The 17,838-nt window shown below is 71.9% G+C and carries 9 protein-coding genes; 7 read left to right on the top strand and 2 right to left on the bottom strand.

Annotated elements, in window-relative coordinates:
• The 7 genes from GPZ80_RS17905 to GPZ80_RS17875 form a co-directional block, all read left to right on the top strand.
• Positions 1–1,025: acyltransferase domain-containing protein (locus GPZ80_RS17905; RefSeq protein WP_187221510.1), on the top strand; the 1,025-nt coding region annotated here is incomplete at its 5' end.
• Positions 1,022–9,682 carry an SDR family NAD(P)-dependent oxidoreductase gene (locus GPZ80_RS17900; protein WP_312880412.1) on the top strand — a complete coding sequence of 2,887 codons (8,661 nt, stop codon included), beginning with the start codon at positions 1,022–1,024 and terminating at the stop codon, positions 9,680–9,682. The genes GPZ80_RS17905 and GPZ80_RS17900, both read left to right, overlap by 4 nt.
• Before the next feature lie 97 nt (positions 9,683–9,779).
• A complete protein-coding gene (locus GPZ80_RS17895; protein ID WP_187221508.1) occupies positions 9,780–11,039 on the top strand; it encodes an activator-dependent family glycosyltransferase in 1,260 nt (419 codons plus the stop codon).
• Positions 11,040–11,067: 28 nt separating this feature from the next.
• Positions 11,068–12,303: a glycosyltransferase gene (locus tag GPZ80_RS33745; RefSeq protein ID WP_187221507.1), complete on the top strand. Its 1,236-nt coding sequence runs from the start codon at positions 11,068–11,070 to the stop codon at positions 12,301–12,303.
• The gene (locus GPZ80_RS17885) at positions 12,300–13,178 is read left to right on the top strand and encodes a 3-hydroxybutyryl-CoA dehydrogenase (RefSeq protein WP_222719447.1); all 879 of its coding nucleotides are present in this window, start codon (positions 12,300–12,302) and stop codon (positions 13,176–13,178) included. Before GPZ80_RS33745 ends, GPZ80_RS17885 begins: the two co-directional genes overlap by 4 nt.
• A 119-nt stretch (positions 13,179–13,297) precedes the next feature.
• Positions 13,298–14,605: a glycosyltransferase gene (locus GPZ80_RS17880; RefSeq protein ID WP_187221506.1), complete on the top strand. Its 1,308-nt coding sequence runs from the start codon at positions 13,298–13,300 to the stop codon at positions 14,603–14,605.
• Positions 14,606–14,651: 46 nt separating this feature from the next.
• On the top strand, positions 14,652–15,401 hold the full coding sequence (locus GPZ80_RS17875) for a thioesterase II family protein (protein ID WP_187221505.1): 750 nt from the start codon (positions 14,652–14,654) through the stop codon (positions 15,399–15,401).
• Positions 15,402–15,486: 85 nt separating this feature from the next.
• Here the strand turns inward: GPZ80_RS17875 and GPZ80_RS17870 are convergent, their stop codons facing one another.
• On the bottom strand, positions 15,487–16,668 hold the full coding sequence (locus GPZ80_RS17870; protein WP_187221504.1) for an acyltransferase family protein: 1,182 nt from the start codon (positions 16,666–16,668) through the stop codon (positions 15,487–15,489).
• A complete protein-coding gene (locus GPZ80_RS17865) occupies positions 16,668–17,831 on the bottom strand; it encodes an acyltransferase family protein (RefSeq protein WP_187221503.1) in 1,164 nt (387 codons plus the stop codon). Before GPZ80_RS17865 ends, GPZ80_RS17870 begins: the two co-directional genes overlap by 1 nt.
• Between the last annotated feature and the right edge of the window lie 7 nt (positions 17,832–17,838).

Raw genomic sequence — 17,838 nt, 5'->3', positions numbered from 1 at the left:
ATGGCCCGTCGCAGCAGCGGGTGATCCGGGCCGCGCTCGCCGACGCCGGGGTGACTTCGTCCGAAGTGGACGCGGTGGAGGCGCATGGGACGGGGACGCGCCTTGGTGACCCGATCGAGGCGCAGGCGCTGTTGGCGACCTATGGGCAGGGTCGTGAGCGGCCGCTGTGGTTGGGGTCGCTCAAGTCGAACATCGGTCACACGCAGGCGGCGGCGGGTGTCGGTGGTCTGATCAAGATGGTGTTGGCGATGCGCAACGGCGTGTTGCCGAAGACGCTGCACGTGGTGGAGCCGACGCCACAGGTGGACTGGTCGGCGGGCGCGGTGTCGTTGCTGACCGAACAGGTCGAGTGGCCCGAGGTGGATCGCCCTCGGCGGACGGCCGTGTCGTCCTTCGGGGTCAGCGGCACCAACGCGCATGTCGTGTTGGAACAGGCCGTCGACGCGGAGCCCGAGCCCGCGCCCGTGTGGTCGGGTCAGATCCCGTTGGCGCTGTCCGCCCATGGTGCGGACGCGCTGCGTGCGCAGGCGGCGCGCCTGTCGGCGTTCCTCCAGGCGCGGCCGGACGTGCCGCTCGTCGACGCCGCGTGGACCTCGCTGACCGGTCGCGCGGCCCTGGAGGAACGGGCGGTCGTGCTCGGCGCCGACCGCGGTGAACTGCTGGCAGGCCTGGAAGCGCTGGCTGCGGGCACTGCCGCGCCCGGGGTCGTTCGGGGCACCGCCGGTGATCCGGGGGTGGTGTTCGTCTTCCCCGGGCAGGGTTCGCAGTGGGCCGGGATGGCGGCGGGGCTGATCGAGTCGTCGCCGGTGTTCGCGGCTCGGGTGGCCGAGTGTGTGGCGGCTTTCGAGCCTTATCTGGACTTCTCGCTGATGGATGTGCTGTGTGCCCGTCCGGGCGCGCGGGGACTTGACGCGATCGAGGTTGTCCAGCCCGCGTTGTTCACGGTGATGGTGTCGTTGGCGGCGTTGTGGCGTTCCTATGGTGTGGAGCCCGCGGCGGTGGTGNGCCCGCGTTGTTCACGGTGATGGTGTCGTTGGCGGCGTTGTGGCGTTCCTATGGTGTGGAGCCCGCGGCGGTGGTGGGGCACTCGCAGGGTGAGGTCGCCGCCGCGTGTGTCGCGGGTGGACTGTCGTTGGACGAGGCGGCCCGGGTCGTGGCGATTCGCAGCGGCCTGTTCGCCGAAGCCCTGGTCGGCAACGGCGCGGTGGCCTCGGTGGTGCTGTCCGTGGCCGAGGTGCGGTCGCGGTTGGCCCAGTGGGGTGACGCGTTGTCCGTCGCGGGGATCAACGGACCCCAGGCGACCACGGTGTCCGGCGAGAGCGCCGCGCTGGCCGAGTTCGTCGCGGCGTGCGAGGCGGACGGCGTGCGCGCGCGGATCGTGCCGTCCACCGTGGCGACCCACTGCGCCCAGGTGGACCCCTTGCGGGAGCGGCTGTTGGCGCGATTGGGAACGCTGTCGCCCCGGGCGGGCGAGGTGCCGTTCTACTCGACGGTCACCGCGAGCCCGATGGACCTGTCGGAGCTGACGGCCGAGTACTGGTTCGACAACGCCCGGCAGCCGGTCGATTTCGCCGGTGCGGTCAAGGCGTTGCTCGCCGACGGGTATCGGGTGTTCATCGAGTCGAGTCCGCATCCGGTGCTGACGCTGGGATTGCAGGGCCTTGCCGACGAGGCAGGGGTGGACGCCGCGGCACTGGGTTCGCTGCGCCGCGACGAGGGCGACCGGTTCCCGCGGTCGCTGGCCGAAGCCCACGCGCACGGTGTCGACGTCGACTGGCGTTCGGTGTTCGAAGGCCAAGGGCACGCGGGCCGAACCAATGTCGACTTGCCCACCTACGCGTTCCAGCACCAGCGGTACTGGTTCGACACCGCCGCCGCCGCCGCCGCCGACGTCTCGTCGGCCGGGCTCGACTCCGCGGACCACGCGATGTTGGGTGCCGCCGTCCCCCTGGTCGAGACGGACGGGTTCGTCTTCACCGCCAGGCTGTCCACTTCGACGCACCCGTGGCTGGCCGACCACGCCCTGCGCGGCACGGTTCTGGTGCCCGGCACGGCGATCGTCGACTGGGCCATCCGGGCGGGCGACGAGACCGGGTGCCCGGTGGTGGAGGACCTCACGCTGGTCGCGCCGCTGGTCCTGGCCGACTCCGGCGCGGTCCAGGTCCAGGTGACCGTCGGCGGGCCGGACGAGTCGGGCCGCCGTTCCCTCGCGGTGCACGCGCGGACCGACAAGGGCGGCGAGTGGGTCGCGCACGCGACCGGCACGGTCGCCCCCGCGGTCGCGGGACCGCTGGAGGAGCTGACCGAGTGGCCGCCGCCCGGGGCCGACCACGTCGACATCACCGACCTGTACGACCGGCTGACCGAGAGCGGCCTGGAGTACGGGACCGCTTTCCGTGGCGTGCGGGCGGCCTGGCGCAAGGGCGCGGAGGTGTTCGCCGAGATCGAGCCGAGCGCCGACCTCGCGACCACCGGATTCGGTCTGCACCCCGCGCTGTTCGACGCGGCGGTGCATTCCGTGGCGGCCGTCGCCGACCTCGACACCCCGAAGCTGCCGTTCTCCTGGGCCGGCGTCGCCCTGCACGCGACCGGCGCGTCGACGCTGCGGGTGCGGATCACGCCGAACGGCGCGGACACGTTCGCGGTCCTGGTCACCGATGCCGTCGGGCGCCCGGTGATGACCGTCGACTCGTTGCTCGTGCGCACCATGACCGCGCCCGCCGCCTCCACCCGTGATCACCTGTACCGGCCGGTGTGGACCGAGGTCCCGCTGCCGCAGGCGCTCCCGTCCGCCGGGCCGCCGGTGGTGGTCGGCGCGGACGCCTGGTCCGGCGCGGACTCGTTCGCGGAGTTGGGCGATCTCTTCAAGGCCGTGGACGCCGGAGCCCCGGTTCCCGATCTGGTGTTCGTGCGGGTCGCGGCCCGGCCGGAGCCGGACCTGGCGGTCGCCGCCCGGGCGGCGACGGGACACGTTCTCGGCATGGTCCAGGCGTGGCTGGGCGACGCGCGGTTCGCGGGCTCGCGGCTGGTGTTCGTCACCAGCGGCGCGGCGGGCGACTGCCCGGACGATGTGGCCAACGCCGCCGCGTGGGGACTGGTGCGGTCGGCTCAGGCCGAGCACCCGGGACGCTTGCAGTTGGTGGACGCCGACGACAGGGCCGATCTCACCCTGCTGGTCACCGTTTCCGGGTCCGATGAGCCGCAGGTCCTGGTCCGCGACGGTGCGGTGTTCGCGCAGCGGCTCGTGCGGGCGCCCGCCGCCGTGGACGGTGTGGTGTGGAACCAGGACGACGTCGTGCTGGTGACCGGCGGCACCGGCACCCTGGGCGGGCTGGTCGCCCGACACCTCGCGGGCGCGCACGGTGTGCGGCGGCTGGTGCTGGCGAGTCGCCGCGGTGCGGACGCTCCCGGCGCGGCTGATCTGGTGGCCGGGCTGTCGCGGCTGGGCGCCGAGGCCACCATCGTCACGGTCGACCTGGGTGAGCGGGCCGGGGTCGAGCGGCTGCTCGCCGCGCACCCGGTCACCGCGGTCGTGCACGTGGCAGGCGCGCTCGACGACGGCTTGGTGGAGTCGCTCACGCCCGAGCGGATCGACACCGTCTTCAAGTCCAAAGTGGACGCTGTGCTCAACCTGCACGGTCTGGCAGGCGAGCTGAGCGCGTTCGTGCTGTTCTCTTCGGCTGCCGGAGTGTTCGGCACCGCGGGCCAGGGCAACTACGCCGCGGCCAACGCGTTCCTGGACGCGTTCGCCGCGGGCAGGCGCGCCGCGGGACTGCCCGTGACCTCGGTCGCCTGGGGCCTGTGGGCGCAGGACAGTGAGCTCACCGGCGGGCTGAGCGAGCAGGACCGGCGGCGCATCGGCGCCACCGGCGTTCTCCCGCTCTCCACGGCGCAGGGCATGGACCTGTTCGACAGCGCCACCGCGCTCGGCGACCCCGTCTCCGTCGCGGTGCGGCTCGACCCGACGGCCCTGCGCGCCCGCGCGCGAACCGGGACGCTGCCCGCGCAACTGCGGGGCCTGGTGCGGTCCACGACCCGCCGTGCCGCGAGCGGACGGGCCGATGAGCACGCCCTGGTGGCGCGCATCGCACCGCTTCCGGCGCCGCAGCGCGCACAGGTGGTGCTTTCGGTGGTCCTCGCCGAGGTCGCCTCGGTGCTCGGGCACCGGTCCGGCGACACGGTCAAGGCGGGCCGCGACTTCAAGGAACTGGGCTTCGACTCGCTCATGGCGGTGGAACTGCGCAACCGGCTGTCGTCGGTCACCGGTCTGCGCCTGCAGGCCGGGCTCGTCTTCGATCACCCGAATCCGCGGGCGCTCGCCGAGTTCCTTGTGGCCGAACTCGTTCCGACGTCGACCTCGGTCGCCGTGCGCGAGCCGGACGCCCCGACCCAGTGGGCGGGTGAGGCCGAGCCCATCGCGATCGTGAGCATGAGCTGCCGGTACCCGGGCGACGTCGACTCGCCGGAGGACCTGTGGCGGCTGCTGGCCGAAGGCCGCGACGCCATCACCGGATTCCCGGACGACCGCGGCTGGGACCTGGCGAACCTGTTCGACGACGACCCCGAACGCCCCGGCCGCACCTACGTGCGCGAGGGCGGATTCATGTCCGGCGCCGCCGAGTTCGACCCGGCGTTCTTCGGGATCTCGCCGCGCGAGGCCGCCGCGACGGACCCGCAGCAGCGGGTGTTCCTGGAGACCGCCTGGGAGCTGTTCGAGCGGGCCGGGATCGACCCGGTGTCGTTGCGCGGCAGCCAGACCGGGGTGTTCGCCGGTGTCATGGCCAGCGGGTACGGCATGGGGCAGATGACCACCGCCGCCTCCTCGGCCGAGTACGGCGGCTACCTCGCCAACGGCAGCGCCATCAGCGTCGCGTCCGGCCGGATCTCGTACACCTTCGGGCTCGAAGGGCCCGCGCTGACCGTGGACACCGCCTGTTCGTCCTCGCTGGTGGCGGTCCACCTGGCGGTGCAGTCGCTGCGCCGGGGTGAGTGCCCGCTGGCGCTCGCCGGTGGCGTGACCGTGATGTCGCGTCCGGCGTTCTTCCTGGAGTACAGCAAGCTCCGCGGGTTGGCGCGGGATGGTCGGGCGAAGTCGTTCAGCGCGGACGCCGATGGCACCAACGGTTCCGAGGGTGCGGGCATGGTCTTGTTGGAGCGGTTGTCCGACGCGCGGCGCAATGGGCATCCGGTGCTCGCGGTGATTCGTGGGTCGGCGGTGAACCAGGATGGCGCGTCGAATGGCTTGACGGCGCCGAATGGCCCGTCGCAGCAGCGGGTGATCCGGGCCGCGTTGCGCGATGCCGGTCTGTCGGTGTCCGATGTGGATGCTGTCGAGGCGCACGGGACGGGCACCCGCCTTGGCGACCCGATCGAGGCGCAGGCAGTGCTGGCGACCTACGGGCAGGAGCGTGAGCGGCCGCTGTGGCTGGGTTCGCTCAAGTCGAACATCGGTCACACCCAGGCGGCGGCGGGTATCGGCGGTCTGATCAAGATGGTGTTGGCGATGCGCAACGGCGTGTTGCCGAAGACCTTGCACGTGGCCGAGCCCACTCCGCAGGTCGACTGGTCGGCCGGTGCCGTGCGGCTGCTCACTGAGCAGGTCCCGTGGCCCGAGGTGGATCGCCCGCGGCGGACCGCGGTGTCCTCCTTCGGGGTCAGCGGAACCAACGCGCACGTGGTGTTGGAACAGGCCGACGAGCCGGAGCCGCCGGTCACCGCGGCGTCGCCCGCCGTGGTGCCGTGGCCCGTCTCGGCCCACGACGAGAGCGCGCTGCGCGGGCAGGCCGACCGGCTCTTGGCGTTCGCGGCCGAGTCGGAAGAGTCGGCGTGCCCGGTGGACATCGGCTGGTCGCTGGCCACCACCCGCAAGGCGTTGGAGCACCGCGCGGTCGTCCTCGGGTCGGATCGCGACGCGCTGGACACCGGCCTGCGGGCGCTGGCGGCGGGTCTGCCCGCGAGCGAGGTCGTGCGGGGACGGCTCGTCGAGGGCGGCGTCGTGTTCGTCTTCCCCGGGCAGGGTTCGCAGTGGGTGGAGATGGCGGCCGGGCTGATCGAGTCGTCGCCCGTCTTCGCGGCCCGGGTGCAGGAGTGCGTCGCGGCTTTCGAGCCGCATCTGGACTTCTCCCTGATGGATGTGCTGTGTGCCCGTCCGGGTGCGCGAAGCCTTGACGCGATCGAGGTCGTCCAGCCCGCGTTGTTCACGGTGATGGTGTCGTTGGCCGCGCTGTGGCGTTCCTACGGTGTGGAGCCCGCGGCGGTGGTCGGGCACTCGCAGGGTGAGGTCGCCGCCGCGTGTGTCGCGGGTGGGCTGTCGCTGGCCGACGCGGCTCAGGTGGTGGCGGTCCGCAGCGGCCTGTTCGCTGCGGACCTCGTGGGCAGTGGCGCGATGGCGTCGGTGGTCCTGCCGGTCGACGAGGTCCGGACCCGACTCGCCCAGTGGGGTGACGCCCTGCTCGTGGCCGGTGTCAACGGGCCGCGGTCGACGACCGTCTCCGGCGACATCGGGGCGTTGACCGAGTTCGTCGCGGCGTGCGAATCCGACGGGGTGCGCGCGCGAGTCGTCCCGGCGACGGTGGCGAACCACTCCGCCCACATCGATCCCCTGCGGGAGCGGCTGTTGGCGCGGTTGAGTTCGCTGTCCCCGCGAGCGGGCGACGTGCCGTTCTACTCGACGGTCACCGCGAGCCGGACGGACCTGACCGAGTTGACGGCCGAGTACTGGTTCGACAACGCCCGGCAGCCGGTCGACTTCGTCGGCGCGGTGCGCGCGCTGCTGGCCGACGGGTATCGGATCTTCATCGAGTCGAGCCCGCATCCGGTGCTGACGCTGGGATTGCAGGGCCTCATCGAGGAGGCCGGGGTGGACGCGGCCGTGCTCGGCTCGCTGCGCCGCGACGAGGGCGACCGCTTCCCGCGGTCGCTGGCCGAAGCCCACGCGCACGGCGTCGACGTCGACTGGCGTGCGGTGTTCGGCGGCGAGGGCAGGCGGATCGACCTGCCGACCTACGCCTTCCAGCGGCGCCGGTTCTGGCTGGAGAACGAGGACGCGCCCGCGGCCGACGCCGCCGGGCTCGGCCTGACGGCGCCGGGGCACCCGCTGCTCGGCGGTGCCGTGGCGCTGCCGGAATCCGGCGGTTTCCTGTTCACCGCCAAGCTTTCGCCGCGCACGCATCCCTGGCTGGCCGACCACGCCGTCCACGAGGTGGCTCTCCTGCCGGGGACCGGGTTCGTCGAACTGGCGTTGCGCGCGGGCGACGAGGTCGGCTGCGACGTCCTGGAGGAACTCACGGTCCAGGCCCCGCTGACCTTCCCGCTCGCGGGCGGTGTCCGGGTGCAGGTCGTCGTCGGCCCCGAGGAGTCCGCCAGGCGCAAGGTCAGCGTCTACTCCCTCTCCGACGACGCGCCGGATGACGCCGAGTGGACCTGCCACGCCGTCGGCAGCCTGAAGTCCGGCGCGCCCGCTGACGCGGTGGCCATGCCCGAGTGGCCGCCGCCCGGGGCGACCGAGGTGGACGTCACGGCCTTCTACGACAGCCTGGCCGACAGCGGCTTCCAGTACGGGCCCACCTTCCAGGGGGTGAACCGGGCGTGGCGCCGCGACACCGCGACGTTCGCCGAGGTGGCGCTGCCCGAGGGCGCGGACCCGAACGGGTACGGCCTGCATCCGGCCCTGTTCGACGCCGCGCTGCACGCCGCCGTCCTGGGCGCGGCGGGTGTCGGCCCGATGACGCCGAAACTTCCCTTCTCGTGGACCGACGTCCGGCTGCACGCGGTCGGCGCGTCCGCGCTGCGGGTCCGCGTCGTCGAGGCCGGGGCGGACACGTTCGCCGTCGACCTCTGCGGCCCGGATGGCGCACCGGTCGCGTCCGTTGGCTCGATCGTCGCCCGGCCGATCGCGGCCGAACAGCTCTCCCTGGCGGGCGACCCGGTCGCCGAATCGCTGTTCACCGTGGCGTGGACGCCGTTGGCCACGCCCCCTCCGGTCGACCTCGTGTTCGTCGAGGACCTGGACGACGCGCCGCAGTCGGCGCGGGTTGTCGCGGTCAAACTGTCCATTGAGGACACCGGGTGGGCGACGGGAGCGCGCACGCACACCTACCGGGTGCTCGACCTGCTCCAGCGATGGTTGGCCGACGAGCGGTTCGCGGGCGCGCGGCTGGTCATCCTCACCAGGGGCGCGCAGGGTGACCCCGCCCAGGCGGCGGTGTGGGGACTGGTCAGGTCCGCCCAGGCCGAACACCCGGACCGGTTCGTCCTCGTCGACCTCGACGCGGGTGCGACGGACAGCCTGGTGGCCGCCGCCGTGGCCACCGGCGAACCGCAGGTCGCGATCCGCGGTGGCGAGGTGCACGCGCCGCGGCTGCGCAGGCAGCCGGGTGCGGGCGCCGTGCGGGCTCCCGCCCTGGACCCGGAGAAGACCGTGTTGATCACGGGTGCGGGCGGCGGGATCGGGCGGCTGGTGGCCAGGCATCTGGTGACCACGCAAGGGGTTCGACACCTGCTGCTGCTGTCCCGTCGCGGCGCGGCAGCGCCAGGCGCCGCCGAACTGGCCGACGAACTCGCCGAGGCAGGCGCCTCGGTGACCGTCGCCGCGTGCGACGTGGCTGACCGCGGTGCGCTGGCCGAGGTTCTCGGGCGGCTCGATCGGCCGCTCACCGCGGTCTTCCACGCCGCCGGAACCCTCGACGACGGCCTGGTCGAATCGCTGACCCCGGAGCGGGTCGAGGCCGTCTTCAAGTCCAAAGTAGATGGAGCGGTGCACCTGCACGAGCTCACCCGCGGGGCCGATCTCGCGGCGTTCGTGCTGTTCTCCTCGGCCGCGGGCACGCTCGGCGCCCCAGGCCAGGGCAACTACGCCGCCGCCAACATGTTCCTCGACGCGCTCGCGACCCACCGCCGCGCCGCGGGCCTGCCCGCGACCTCGCTCGCGTGGGGCTACTGGGCGCTCGCCGGCGACATGGTGGCCCACCTCGACGGCGACACCGGCTGGCACCGGCGGATGGCCCGTGGCGGCCTGCTGCCGCTGTCGGCGGAACTGGGACTGGCGCTGCTGGACGCGGCCATGGCCCGAGACGAAGCGGTGCTCGTGCCCATCCGGCTCGATCTCGCCACCGTGTCGTCGTCGCTGCTGCGCGGCATGACCCGCAGGCGGCCCGCCGCCGCCGCGACGGCCGGGGTGGTCTCCCTGGTCGAGCAGTTGGCGGCGATGCCCGCCACCCGCCGCGACCAGGTGCTCGCCGACCTGGTCCACACCCACGTCGCGGTGGTGCTCGGCCACGAGTCGGGCGGCTCCGTCGACCAGGCGCGGCCGTTCAAGGACCTGGGTTTCGACTCGCTGACCGCGGTGGAGCTGCGCAACCGGCTCACCACGGCCACCGGGCTTCGGCTGCCCGCGACGCTCGTCTTCGACCACCCCACGCCCGCGGACCTGGTCAACTTCCTGCGGGCGGAGATGACAGCCGGGGAGCCGTCGGCCGCGCAGGCGCTGCTGGCCGAACTCGACCGGGTCGACGAGGCGATCGACCGGCTCGCAGCGGCCGACCTCGGCCGGTCCGAGCTGCTGGCCCGGGTGCGTGGCCTGCTGGCCAAGCACACCGGCGGCGGCGACGGTCGGGACGTGATCGACGACGCCACCGACGACGAGATGTTCGCGCTCATCGACAGCGAGATCGGCGCCGGATGACCCGCCCACACCGCGGCGTCGGTCGGGACGTCACCGACGACATGTTGCTCGCGTTCATCGACAGCCCACACGTTCTCGCACCGGGAGACTGATCGCCTTGCGTGTCCTGTTCACATCGTTCGCCCTCGACGCCCACTACCTGGGCTCGGTCCCGCTGGCCTGGGCCCTGCGCGCGGCAGGCCACGAGGTGCGCGTGGCCAGCCAGCCCGCGCTCACCGACACGATCACGTCGGCCGGGCTGACGGCGGTGCCGGTCGGCGAGGACCACACCCTGCTCGGCGCGATGTCCGGGTTCGAGGTCGACGGCGCCGCGGACACCCCGTGGAACGCCATCGACCTCGACCCGACCCGCCCGGAGGTGCAGAGCCCGGCGTTCCTCCGGGCGCTCAACGAGTTGCTGCCGTCGAAGTTCTTCGCCCACGCCAACAACGACTCGATGATCGACGACCTGGTTCGGTTCGCCCGGCACTGGCGGCCGGACCTGGTGATCTGGGAGCCGTTCACCTTCGCGGGCGCGATCGCGGCCAAGGCGGTGGGCGCGGCCCACGCCCGCTTGCTTTGGGGCGCCGACCTTTTCCTCAACCAGCGCCTGACGTATCTGCGGCTGCTCGGGAACGAGCCGGACCCGCTCGCCGAGTGGCTCGGCGGGGTCCTCGACCGGCACGGCCTGCTGTTCGACGAGGCGACCGTGCGCGGCCAGTGGACGATCGACCAGATGCCCGCGGGCATCCGCCTGCCGCTCGGGGAGCACACGGTGCCGATGCGCTACGTGCCGTACAACGGCCCGGCGGTGGTGCCCGACTGGCTCCGCGAGCCGCCCACCCGCCCGCGGGTCTGCTTGACGGTGGGCCTGACCGCCCGGGACGGCGCGGACTACCTCGTCGGTTCCCTCGACGGGATGTTCGACGCCGTCGGGGATCTCGACGTGGAGATCGTCGCCACGCTGAACGCCGACCAGCGCGCCCGGATCTCCCGGTTGCCCGCCAACGTGCACGCGGTCGACTTCGTGCCGCTGCACGCGCTGCTGCCGACCTGTTCGGCCATCGCCCACCACGGCGGCGCCGGGACGTGGTCCACCGCCGCGGTGTCCGGCACCCCGCAGTTGATCTTCCCGTCGGTCTGGGACAACTCCTACCGGGCGCGGCGCACGGCCGAGGTCGGCGCGGGCCTGCTGATCCCGGCCGACGAGCTGACGCCGGAGGCGCTGCGCGACGGCCTGCGCAGGCTGCTGGACGAGCCGAGGTTCGCCGAGGGCGCGGACCGGCTGCGCGCCGAGATGACGAATGACCCCAGCCCCGGCGACGTGGTGCCGGTGCTGGAGAAGTTGACCGCCCGACACCAGTCCTACGACGCGTGATCCGCGTGTGCCCAAAGGGAGAGACGCAGTGAGAGTTCTTGTGGTGGCAGTGGGGACCATGGGCGATGTCGCGCCCTACACCGGGTTGGTGGCCCCCTTGCGCGCGGCCGGACACGAGGTCGCGATCGCGGCCTATCCCCGGTTCGCCGAGCTGATTCGGGCTTGTGGCGCGCAATTCCGCGAGATCCCCGGCGACCCCGCGGTCGCGGGCGAGTGGACCCAGGCGGAGAACTCGACGCAGGCCGCGCGCGGAGTGGCGAAGAAGACGCTCGAACTGGGCGAGGCGATCCTCGCCGTCGCCAAGGAGGGGACCGACGTCCTGCTGCTGTCGATGCCCGCCCAGGTGGGCGTGCATGTGGCGGAGAGCCTGGGCATCCCCAGCGTCGGCGTGTTCCTGCAGCCGGTGTTCCCGACGACGGAGCACCCGCCGTCGTTCCTCGGCGTCGGCGGTTCGCTGGGACCGTGGGGCAACCGCGCCGCGGGCCAGTTCGTGCTGGGGATGATGGGCAGGCTGCTCCGGGGCGCCACGGCGGAATTGCGGTCACGCCTGGGACTGCCCGCGTTGAGCAAGCGCGAGATGACCGAGCGGATGAGCACCTGGCCGGTGCTGCACGGGTACAGCCCGAGTGTCCTGCCCCGGCCCGCGGACTGGCGGCCCGCGCTGTCGGTGTCCGGGTTCCTCTGGCCCGCGGTCGCGGCGCACTGGCAGCCGCCCGCCGACCTCGCCGAGTTCCTCGACGCCGGTGAGCCCCCGGTGTTCATCGGGTTCGGCAGCCGCAAGATCGACGACGCGCCCAGGATCGCCGCGCTGGTCGACGAGGCGCTGCGCCTGGCCGGGACGCGGGGCGTGATCCAGGCGGGCTGGGCCGACCTCGTCAGCCGCGGCCAGCGCACGATCACGATCGGCGAGGCGCCGCACGAGTGGCTGTTCCCCCGCATGGCCGCCGTGGTCCACCACTGCGGGGCGGGCACGACCGCCGCGGGTCTGCGCGCCGGTGTGCCCACTGTCGGCGTTCCGATCCTGGGCGACCAGCCGTTCTGGGCCGGTCGCGTCGCCGCGCTCGGCGCCGGGCCCGCGCCGGTCCCGTACAAGAAGCTCTCCGCTGAACGACTCGCCGAATCCATTTCCTCGGCCCTGTCGAACCCCGGCTACCGGCAGGCGGCGGGTGCCCTGAGCTCCCGCATCGCCACCGAGGACGGTGCGGGCGAACTCGTGGCCGCCCTGGACCGGCTGGCCTGCGCGCGACGAAAGGACATCGCATGAACACCGGAACCGTGGCCGCCCCGATCGACCGGGTGGGGATCGTCGGCTGCGGCACGATGGGCTCCGGCATCGCCGAGGTCTGCGCCATGGCGGGCATCGACGTCCGCGTGGCCGTGTCCGGCCGGGACTCCGAGTACCGGGGACGCAACCGGCTGACCGCGTCCCTCGACCGGGCCGTTTCCAAAGGCAGGCTCACCGAATCCGCGCGAGACAACGCGCTGTCCCGGGTGTCGTTCGTGACCGAGCTCGAAGGCCTGGCCGACCGGCAGCTCGTCATCGAGAGCGTCGTCGAGGACGAACAGGCCAAGCTGCACGTGTTCAAGGACCTCGACCGGGTCCTGGACGCGCCGGACGTGGTGCTGGCGTCCAACACCTCGTCCATCCCGATCATCCGGCTCGCGCACGCCACCAGCCGCCCCGAGTCCGTCGTCGGCATCCACTTCTTCAACCCGGTGCCCGTGCTGCCGCTGGTGGAACTCGTCGCGTCGCTGGCCACCGACGACACCACCCGCGGTGTTGTCGAGCGGTTCGCCGTGGACCGGCTCGGCAAGCAGGTCGTCTGGTCGCCCGACCGAGCCGGTTTCATGGTCAACGCGCTGCTCATCCCGTATCTGCTCAACGCGATCCGCATGGTCGAGTCCGGGTTCACCTCGGCGGAGTCGCTCGACCGGGCGATGGAACTGGGCTGCAACCACCCGATGGGCCCGCTGCGGCTGGCGGACCTGATCGGGCTCGATGTGGTCGCCTCCATCGCCGAGGCGATGTACCAGGAATTCAAGGAGCCGCTCCACGCGCCGCCGCCACTGCTGCTGCGCATGGTCGAAGGCAAGGCGCTGGGCCGCAAGTCCGGCGGCGGATTCCACCACTACGCCTGATGATCAGTGACGCTCGCGGGCGGTTCCGCCACCGTTTCTGCCTGGTCGCCCACCGATGACGACGGCGAGGATGGGGAGGCGGACTGTCGCCCGTCCGCGCCGTCGACACCGGAGCCGCTGTGAGTGACCGTGTTTTGATCGTCGCCATCGGATCGCGTGGAGACGTCACTCCCTACGTCGGCCTGGGCACGCGGTTGCGCGACGCCGGATACCGGGTCGCCGTCGCCGCGCACGAGCCGTTCGGCGCCACGGTGGCCGACGCCGGACTGGAGTTCCGCTCGGTGCCCGGAGAGGTGCACGCCCTGAACTCGGAGGTCCTGGTTTCCCCGAAACTGGCGGAAAAGGGCGCCAGGCTCTCGATGCGGGCCAGAGGGGAACTGCTGACGGCGTACTGGCGCGAGGTCGCGCACGGCATCCTCGCCGCCGCCGAACTCGGCACCGACCTGCTGCTGCTGAACTTCACCGGCTGGCTGCCCGGCAGGCAGATCGCCGAAGCGATGGGTCTGCCGACGCTGGGCCTCAACGTCTACCCCGTGCACCCGACCGGCGAACACCCGCCGGTGTCCCTTGCGTCCGCGCGGTCGTATGGCCGGTGGGGCAACCGGCTCGCCGGGCGCCTCACGAACTGGTCGGTCGCGCAGGCGCTGCTGCTGCGGGAGGCCAACAGGGAACTCCGAACGACACTGGGGCTGCCGAAGGCGAGTGTCACCGCGGTGTCCCGCCGGATCGACGCCGACCGGTGGCCGATCCTGCACGGGGTCAGTCCCACGCTGCTGCCCAGGCCCCGGGACTGGCGGGAAGGGCTGGAGGTCGTGGGTTTCTGGTGGCCGCACCAAGCGCCGGACTGGCAGCCTCCGGCCGAACTGGTCGACTTTCTCGACGCCGGTCCGCCGCCGGTGTTCGTCGGGTTCGGCAGCACGGCCCACGGCGACAACGCCGAGACCGCCGACCTCGTCGCGAGCGCGTTGCGCGAGTCCGGGTCACGTGGGGTGATCCAGACCGGCTGGTCGGGGCACCAGGGCGACGACGTGATCACCATCGGCGAGACCGCCTACGACTGGCTGTTCCCGCGCATGGCCGCGGTCGTCCACCACGCCGGGGTCGGCACCTGCGCGTACGGATTGCGTGCGGCCGTGCCCACGGTCGGCATACCGCTGATCAACGACCAGCACCTGTGGGCGTCCCGGCTTGGCGCCCTTGGCGTCGGGCCCGCCGCGATCCCGTTCAAGGAGCTGTCGTCGGCCCGGTTGACCGCCGCGATCCGGGCGGCGGCGACCAACGAGGGCTACCGGGACAACGCGCGGCGGATCGCCGACCGCCTCAGCGGTGAGGATGGCGCGGGCCGGGTCGTCGAGGCGGTCACGCGGCTCCTCCACGACTCGCCCGCGGGCCGCGTTCTGTCCGATTCCCCTGGGCGGCGGCGATGACACCGCCCGCCGACCCGATCCAGCCAGTGCGTCGAATGGAGCCGCTATGAACAACACCGCCGTGGACACCGCATGGATCCGGGAGTTCCACGCCGGACCCGGTGTGGGGCCGACTGTCGTCTGCTTCCCGCACGCCGGCGGTTCGGCCAGCTACTTCCGCCCGCTGTCCGCCGCGCTCGAGCGCCGCCACAAGGTGCTCGCCCTGCAGTACCCCGGACGGCAGGACCGGCGCGGCGAGCCATTCCTCTCCAGCATCGCCGACTTCGCCGACGAGGCTTACCGCGCCCTTGAGCCGATTCTGGACGGGCCGGTCGCGTTCTTCGGACACAGCATGGGGGCGACGATCGCGTTCGAAGTCGGGCTGCGAATGAAGCGGCGGCGGGCCGCGTCCCCGGTGGCCCTGTTCGCCTCCGGCCGCCGCGCGCCCTCGATCCACCGCGAGGGAACCGTGCACCTGCGCGACGACGCGGGCCTCGTCGAGGAGCTGAACGCCCTGAACGGCACCGACATCCGCATCCTGGGCGACAAGGACGTGCTGGACATGATCCTCCCGCCCATGCGCAACGACTACCGGGCGGTCGAGACCTACCGCTACGAGCCGGGACCGAAGCTGGACTGCCCGGTCACCGCCCTCATCGGCGACGTCGACCCGCATGTCGACCTCGACGAGGCGATGGCCTGGGGCGAACACACCACCGGACCGTTCTCGCTGCGGATGTTCACCGGCGGGCACTTCTACCTGTCGGAGCACAACGACGCCATCGCCGACGTCGTCGGCCAGACGCTCCAGGCATAACCTGCCTGGGCCGAGGTCCGTCACAACACCAGTGGGGCGGGGCTTCGAAATCCGAAGCCCCGCCCCACTGGCGTTCGCCTGCCCATCACTTCTGTTGTGCGGGCGCCTTACGGGTGAGACGCCTGCCGAGTTGGATTCCCGGACGCTCGATGAAGACGTAGGTGAGCGCGGACAGTCCGGCGACAGCGAACACCGCGATGGTGCCGACCAGCCAGAAGCCGAGTGCGGTGGCCACCATGACGTCGCGGGCCAGGGGGACCATGAACAAGACCGTCAGCACCAGGCCATGGGTGAGATAGACGCTGTAGCTCAGGTTGCCCAGTCGGACGGCCGCGCGGGTGCGCAGCAGCCCGAACAGGTCGGATCCGGCGCAGACCAGGAAGAAGAAGATCGCGAGCAGCCCGATCTGCACGTTCCCGGTCGGCTCCACCAGACCCACCGCGCCCGGGATGAGGCAGAGCAGGGCGGCGGCCGACCACAGGCGCGGGTCGGCCTTCAGTTCCACCCCACGTTCCACGAGGGCCGCGCAGGACATGCCCGCGAAGAAACTTCCCAGGCAGGCCAACAGGAACTCGCCCGCTCCGCTCGACGGCACCGCCAGGGTGACGACCAGCACGGCCAGCGGGAAGACCAGCCGCGTCCGTGCGCGCGCCAGCGGGTAGAACAGCAGCAGGAAGAAGTAGAACAGCCACTCGAACTGGAGTGTCCACGTCACGCCCGCGACGATGGTGTCGGCGTGCGCGTAGCCGTTGACCTCGGTCGTGGCGGTGCCGAACAGGCCCAGTGCCAGCCACTTCGCCACCTGCGTGAGCACCGCCGCCGGATCGCCGTTCAAGCGGAAGCCGGTGTTCAGGAAGACGATGAGCAGCATGGTCAGCGCGACCGCGAGGTAGAGCGGCCCGATGCGGAACACGCGCCCCACATACAGGGCGCGCCACCGCATGGCGCCGTGGCCGCGGATCAGCTTCTGCCAGAAAAGCAAGCCCGTGATCATGAAGAACAGCCAGACCGGGGCCTTCCCGAGGAACTCGTAGAAGGCCGACGGCGGCTCGGCCCAGGCGTTCGTCGTGGCGTATCCGTGCCAGACCGCGAGATGGTGGAACAGCACACTGATCGCCAGGAAGCCGCGCAGGCCGTCCACCGAGCGGGTGCGCTCGACCTGGCCGACAGGTTCGTCGAGCCTGCCGAACACCTTGGCGCGGAGCACGAACAGCAGAGCGGCGATCAGGATGACGTAGGGATAGACGGAGAAGAAGCCCAGCCCCATCACACCGCGACCTTGTCCTGGGGATTCGCGAACCGCCGGTAGAGCGGACGTTCCACCCCGGCGTAGAGCAGGAAGGACGCGACGAGGGCGATCGGCAGCACCACCAGGAACAGCGCCAGCAGAGCCTGGACCGTGCTCAGCCCGCCAGCGGGGAAGAACAGGTGCCGGGCGAAGGCGATGACGACGAAGTGGCTCATGTACAAGGCATAGGAGCGGTCACCGAGGAAGATCATCGCCCGGCCGCGCAGCCGCGACGGCGCACCGGTGATGTCGCGGGTGGCGAGCGTGGCGACCAGCAGACCCGCGGCCGCGGCGTAGAACGGGCCGAAGAAGAAGATCGGCGGCAGCGTCAGCGAGACGACGATCGAGCCGAACAGCGCCAGGACCGCCCAGCGCATCCGGGTCGGGCGCCACACGCCTTCACGGACGATCCGGGCCAGGAGCATGCCGAGCAGGAACTCCGGGAGCCGGGTCAGCGGAAAGAGGTAGCCGAACCACAGCTGCAGGGTCGGGATGGGCAGTTCGGGCGCCAGGTGGGAACCGGTCAACAGCAGCGCGAAACAGGGAACCGACAGGCTGACCAGCGTGGTGACCACGGCCCAGCGGCGGAGCCGCTCGCGGGAGATCCGCCTGACCGCCACGAACAGCAGCGGGAAGAGCAGGTAGAAGAAGGCCTCGCAGGCCAGCGACCACGCGGGCGCGTTCGCCGAGGAGATGTAGCTCGGGTCTGGCACCCAGACGTGCACGAGGAACAGGTTGGCGAGGGTGGCGTCCCAGCGGATCGCGCCCGAGGTGCCGATCAGGTGCGCTGTCCCGAAAAGCAGGATGAACAGCACCGCCAGGGCCCAGGTCACCAGATGGTTGGGGAAGATCTTGACGAAGCGGCGGCGCAGGAACCGGGCGGGCGCGTCCGATGACCGCGCCGACCAGGTGAGCACGAATCCACTCAGGACGAAGAAGATGGACACGGCCGAGGTGGCGAACGGGATGGTGGCCCCGAACGCCTTCTGCAGCGCGGTGTTCGCGAAGATGGCCTGGGTCGAGACCAGGTGCACCACGACTACCGCCAGCGCGGCGAAGAAGCGAACCCCGGTGAGCGACGGCAGCCGGTCGTGGATCACTTCCGGAGAGTGGACCTCGGATTGGGGGGTGGTGGTGGACATGGCGAAG

The organism is Actinokineospora xionganensis, from assembly GCF_014323725.1.
Taxonomy (GTDB): Bacteria; Actinomycetota; Actinomycetes; order Mycobacteriales; family Pseudonocardiaceae; genus Actinokineospora; species Actinokineospora xionganensis.
Note: the sequence above shows the minus strand (reverse complement) of the source record. Positions and strands in the feature narration are given on the sequence as shown.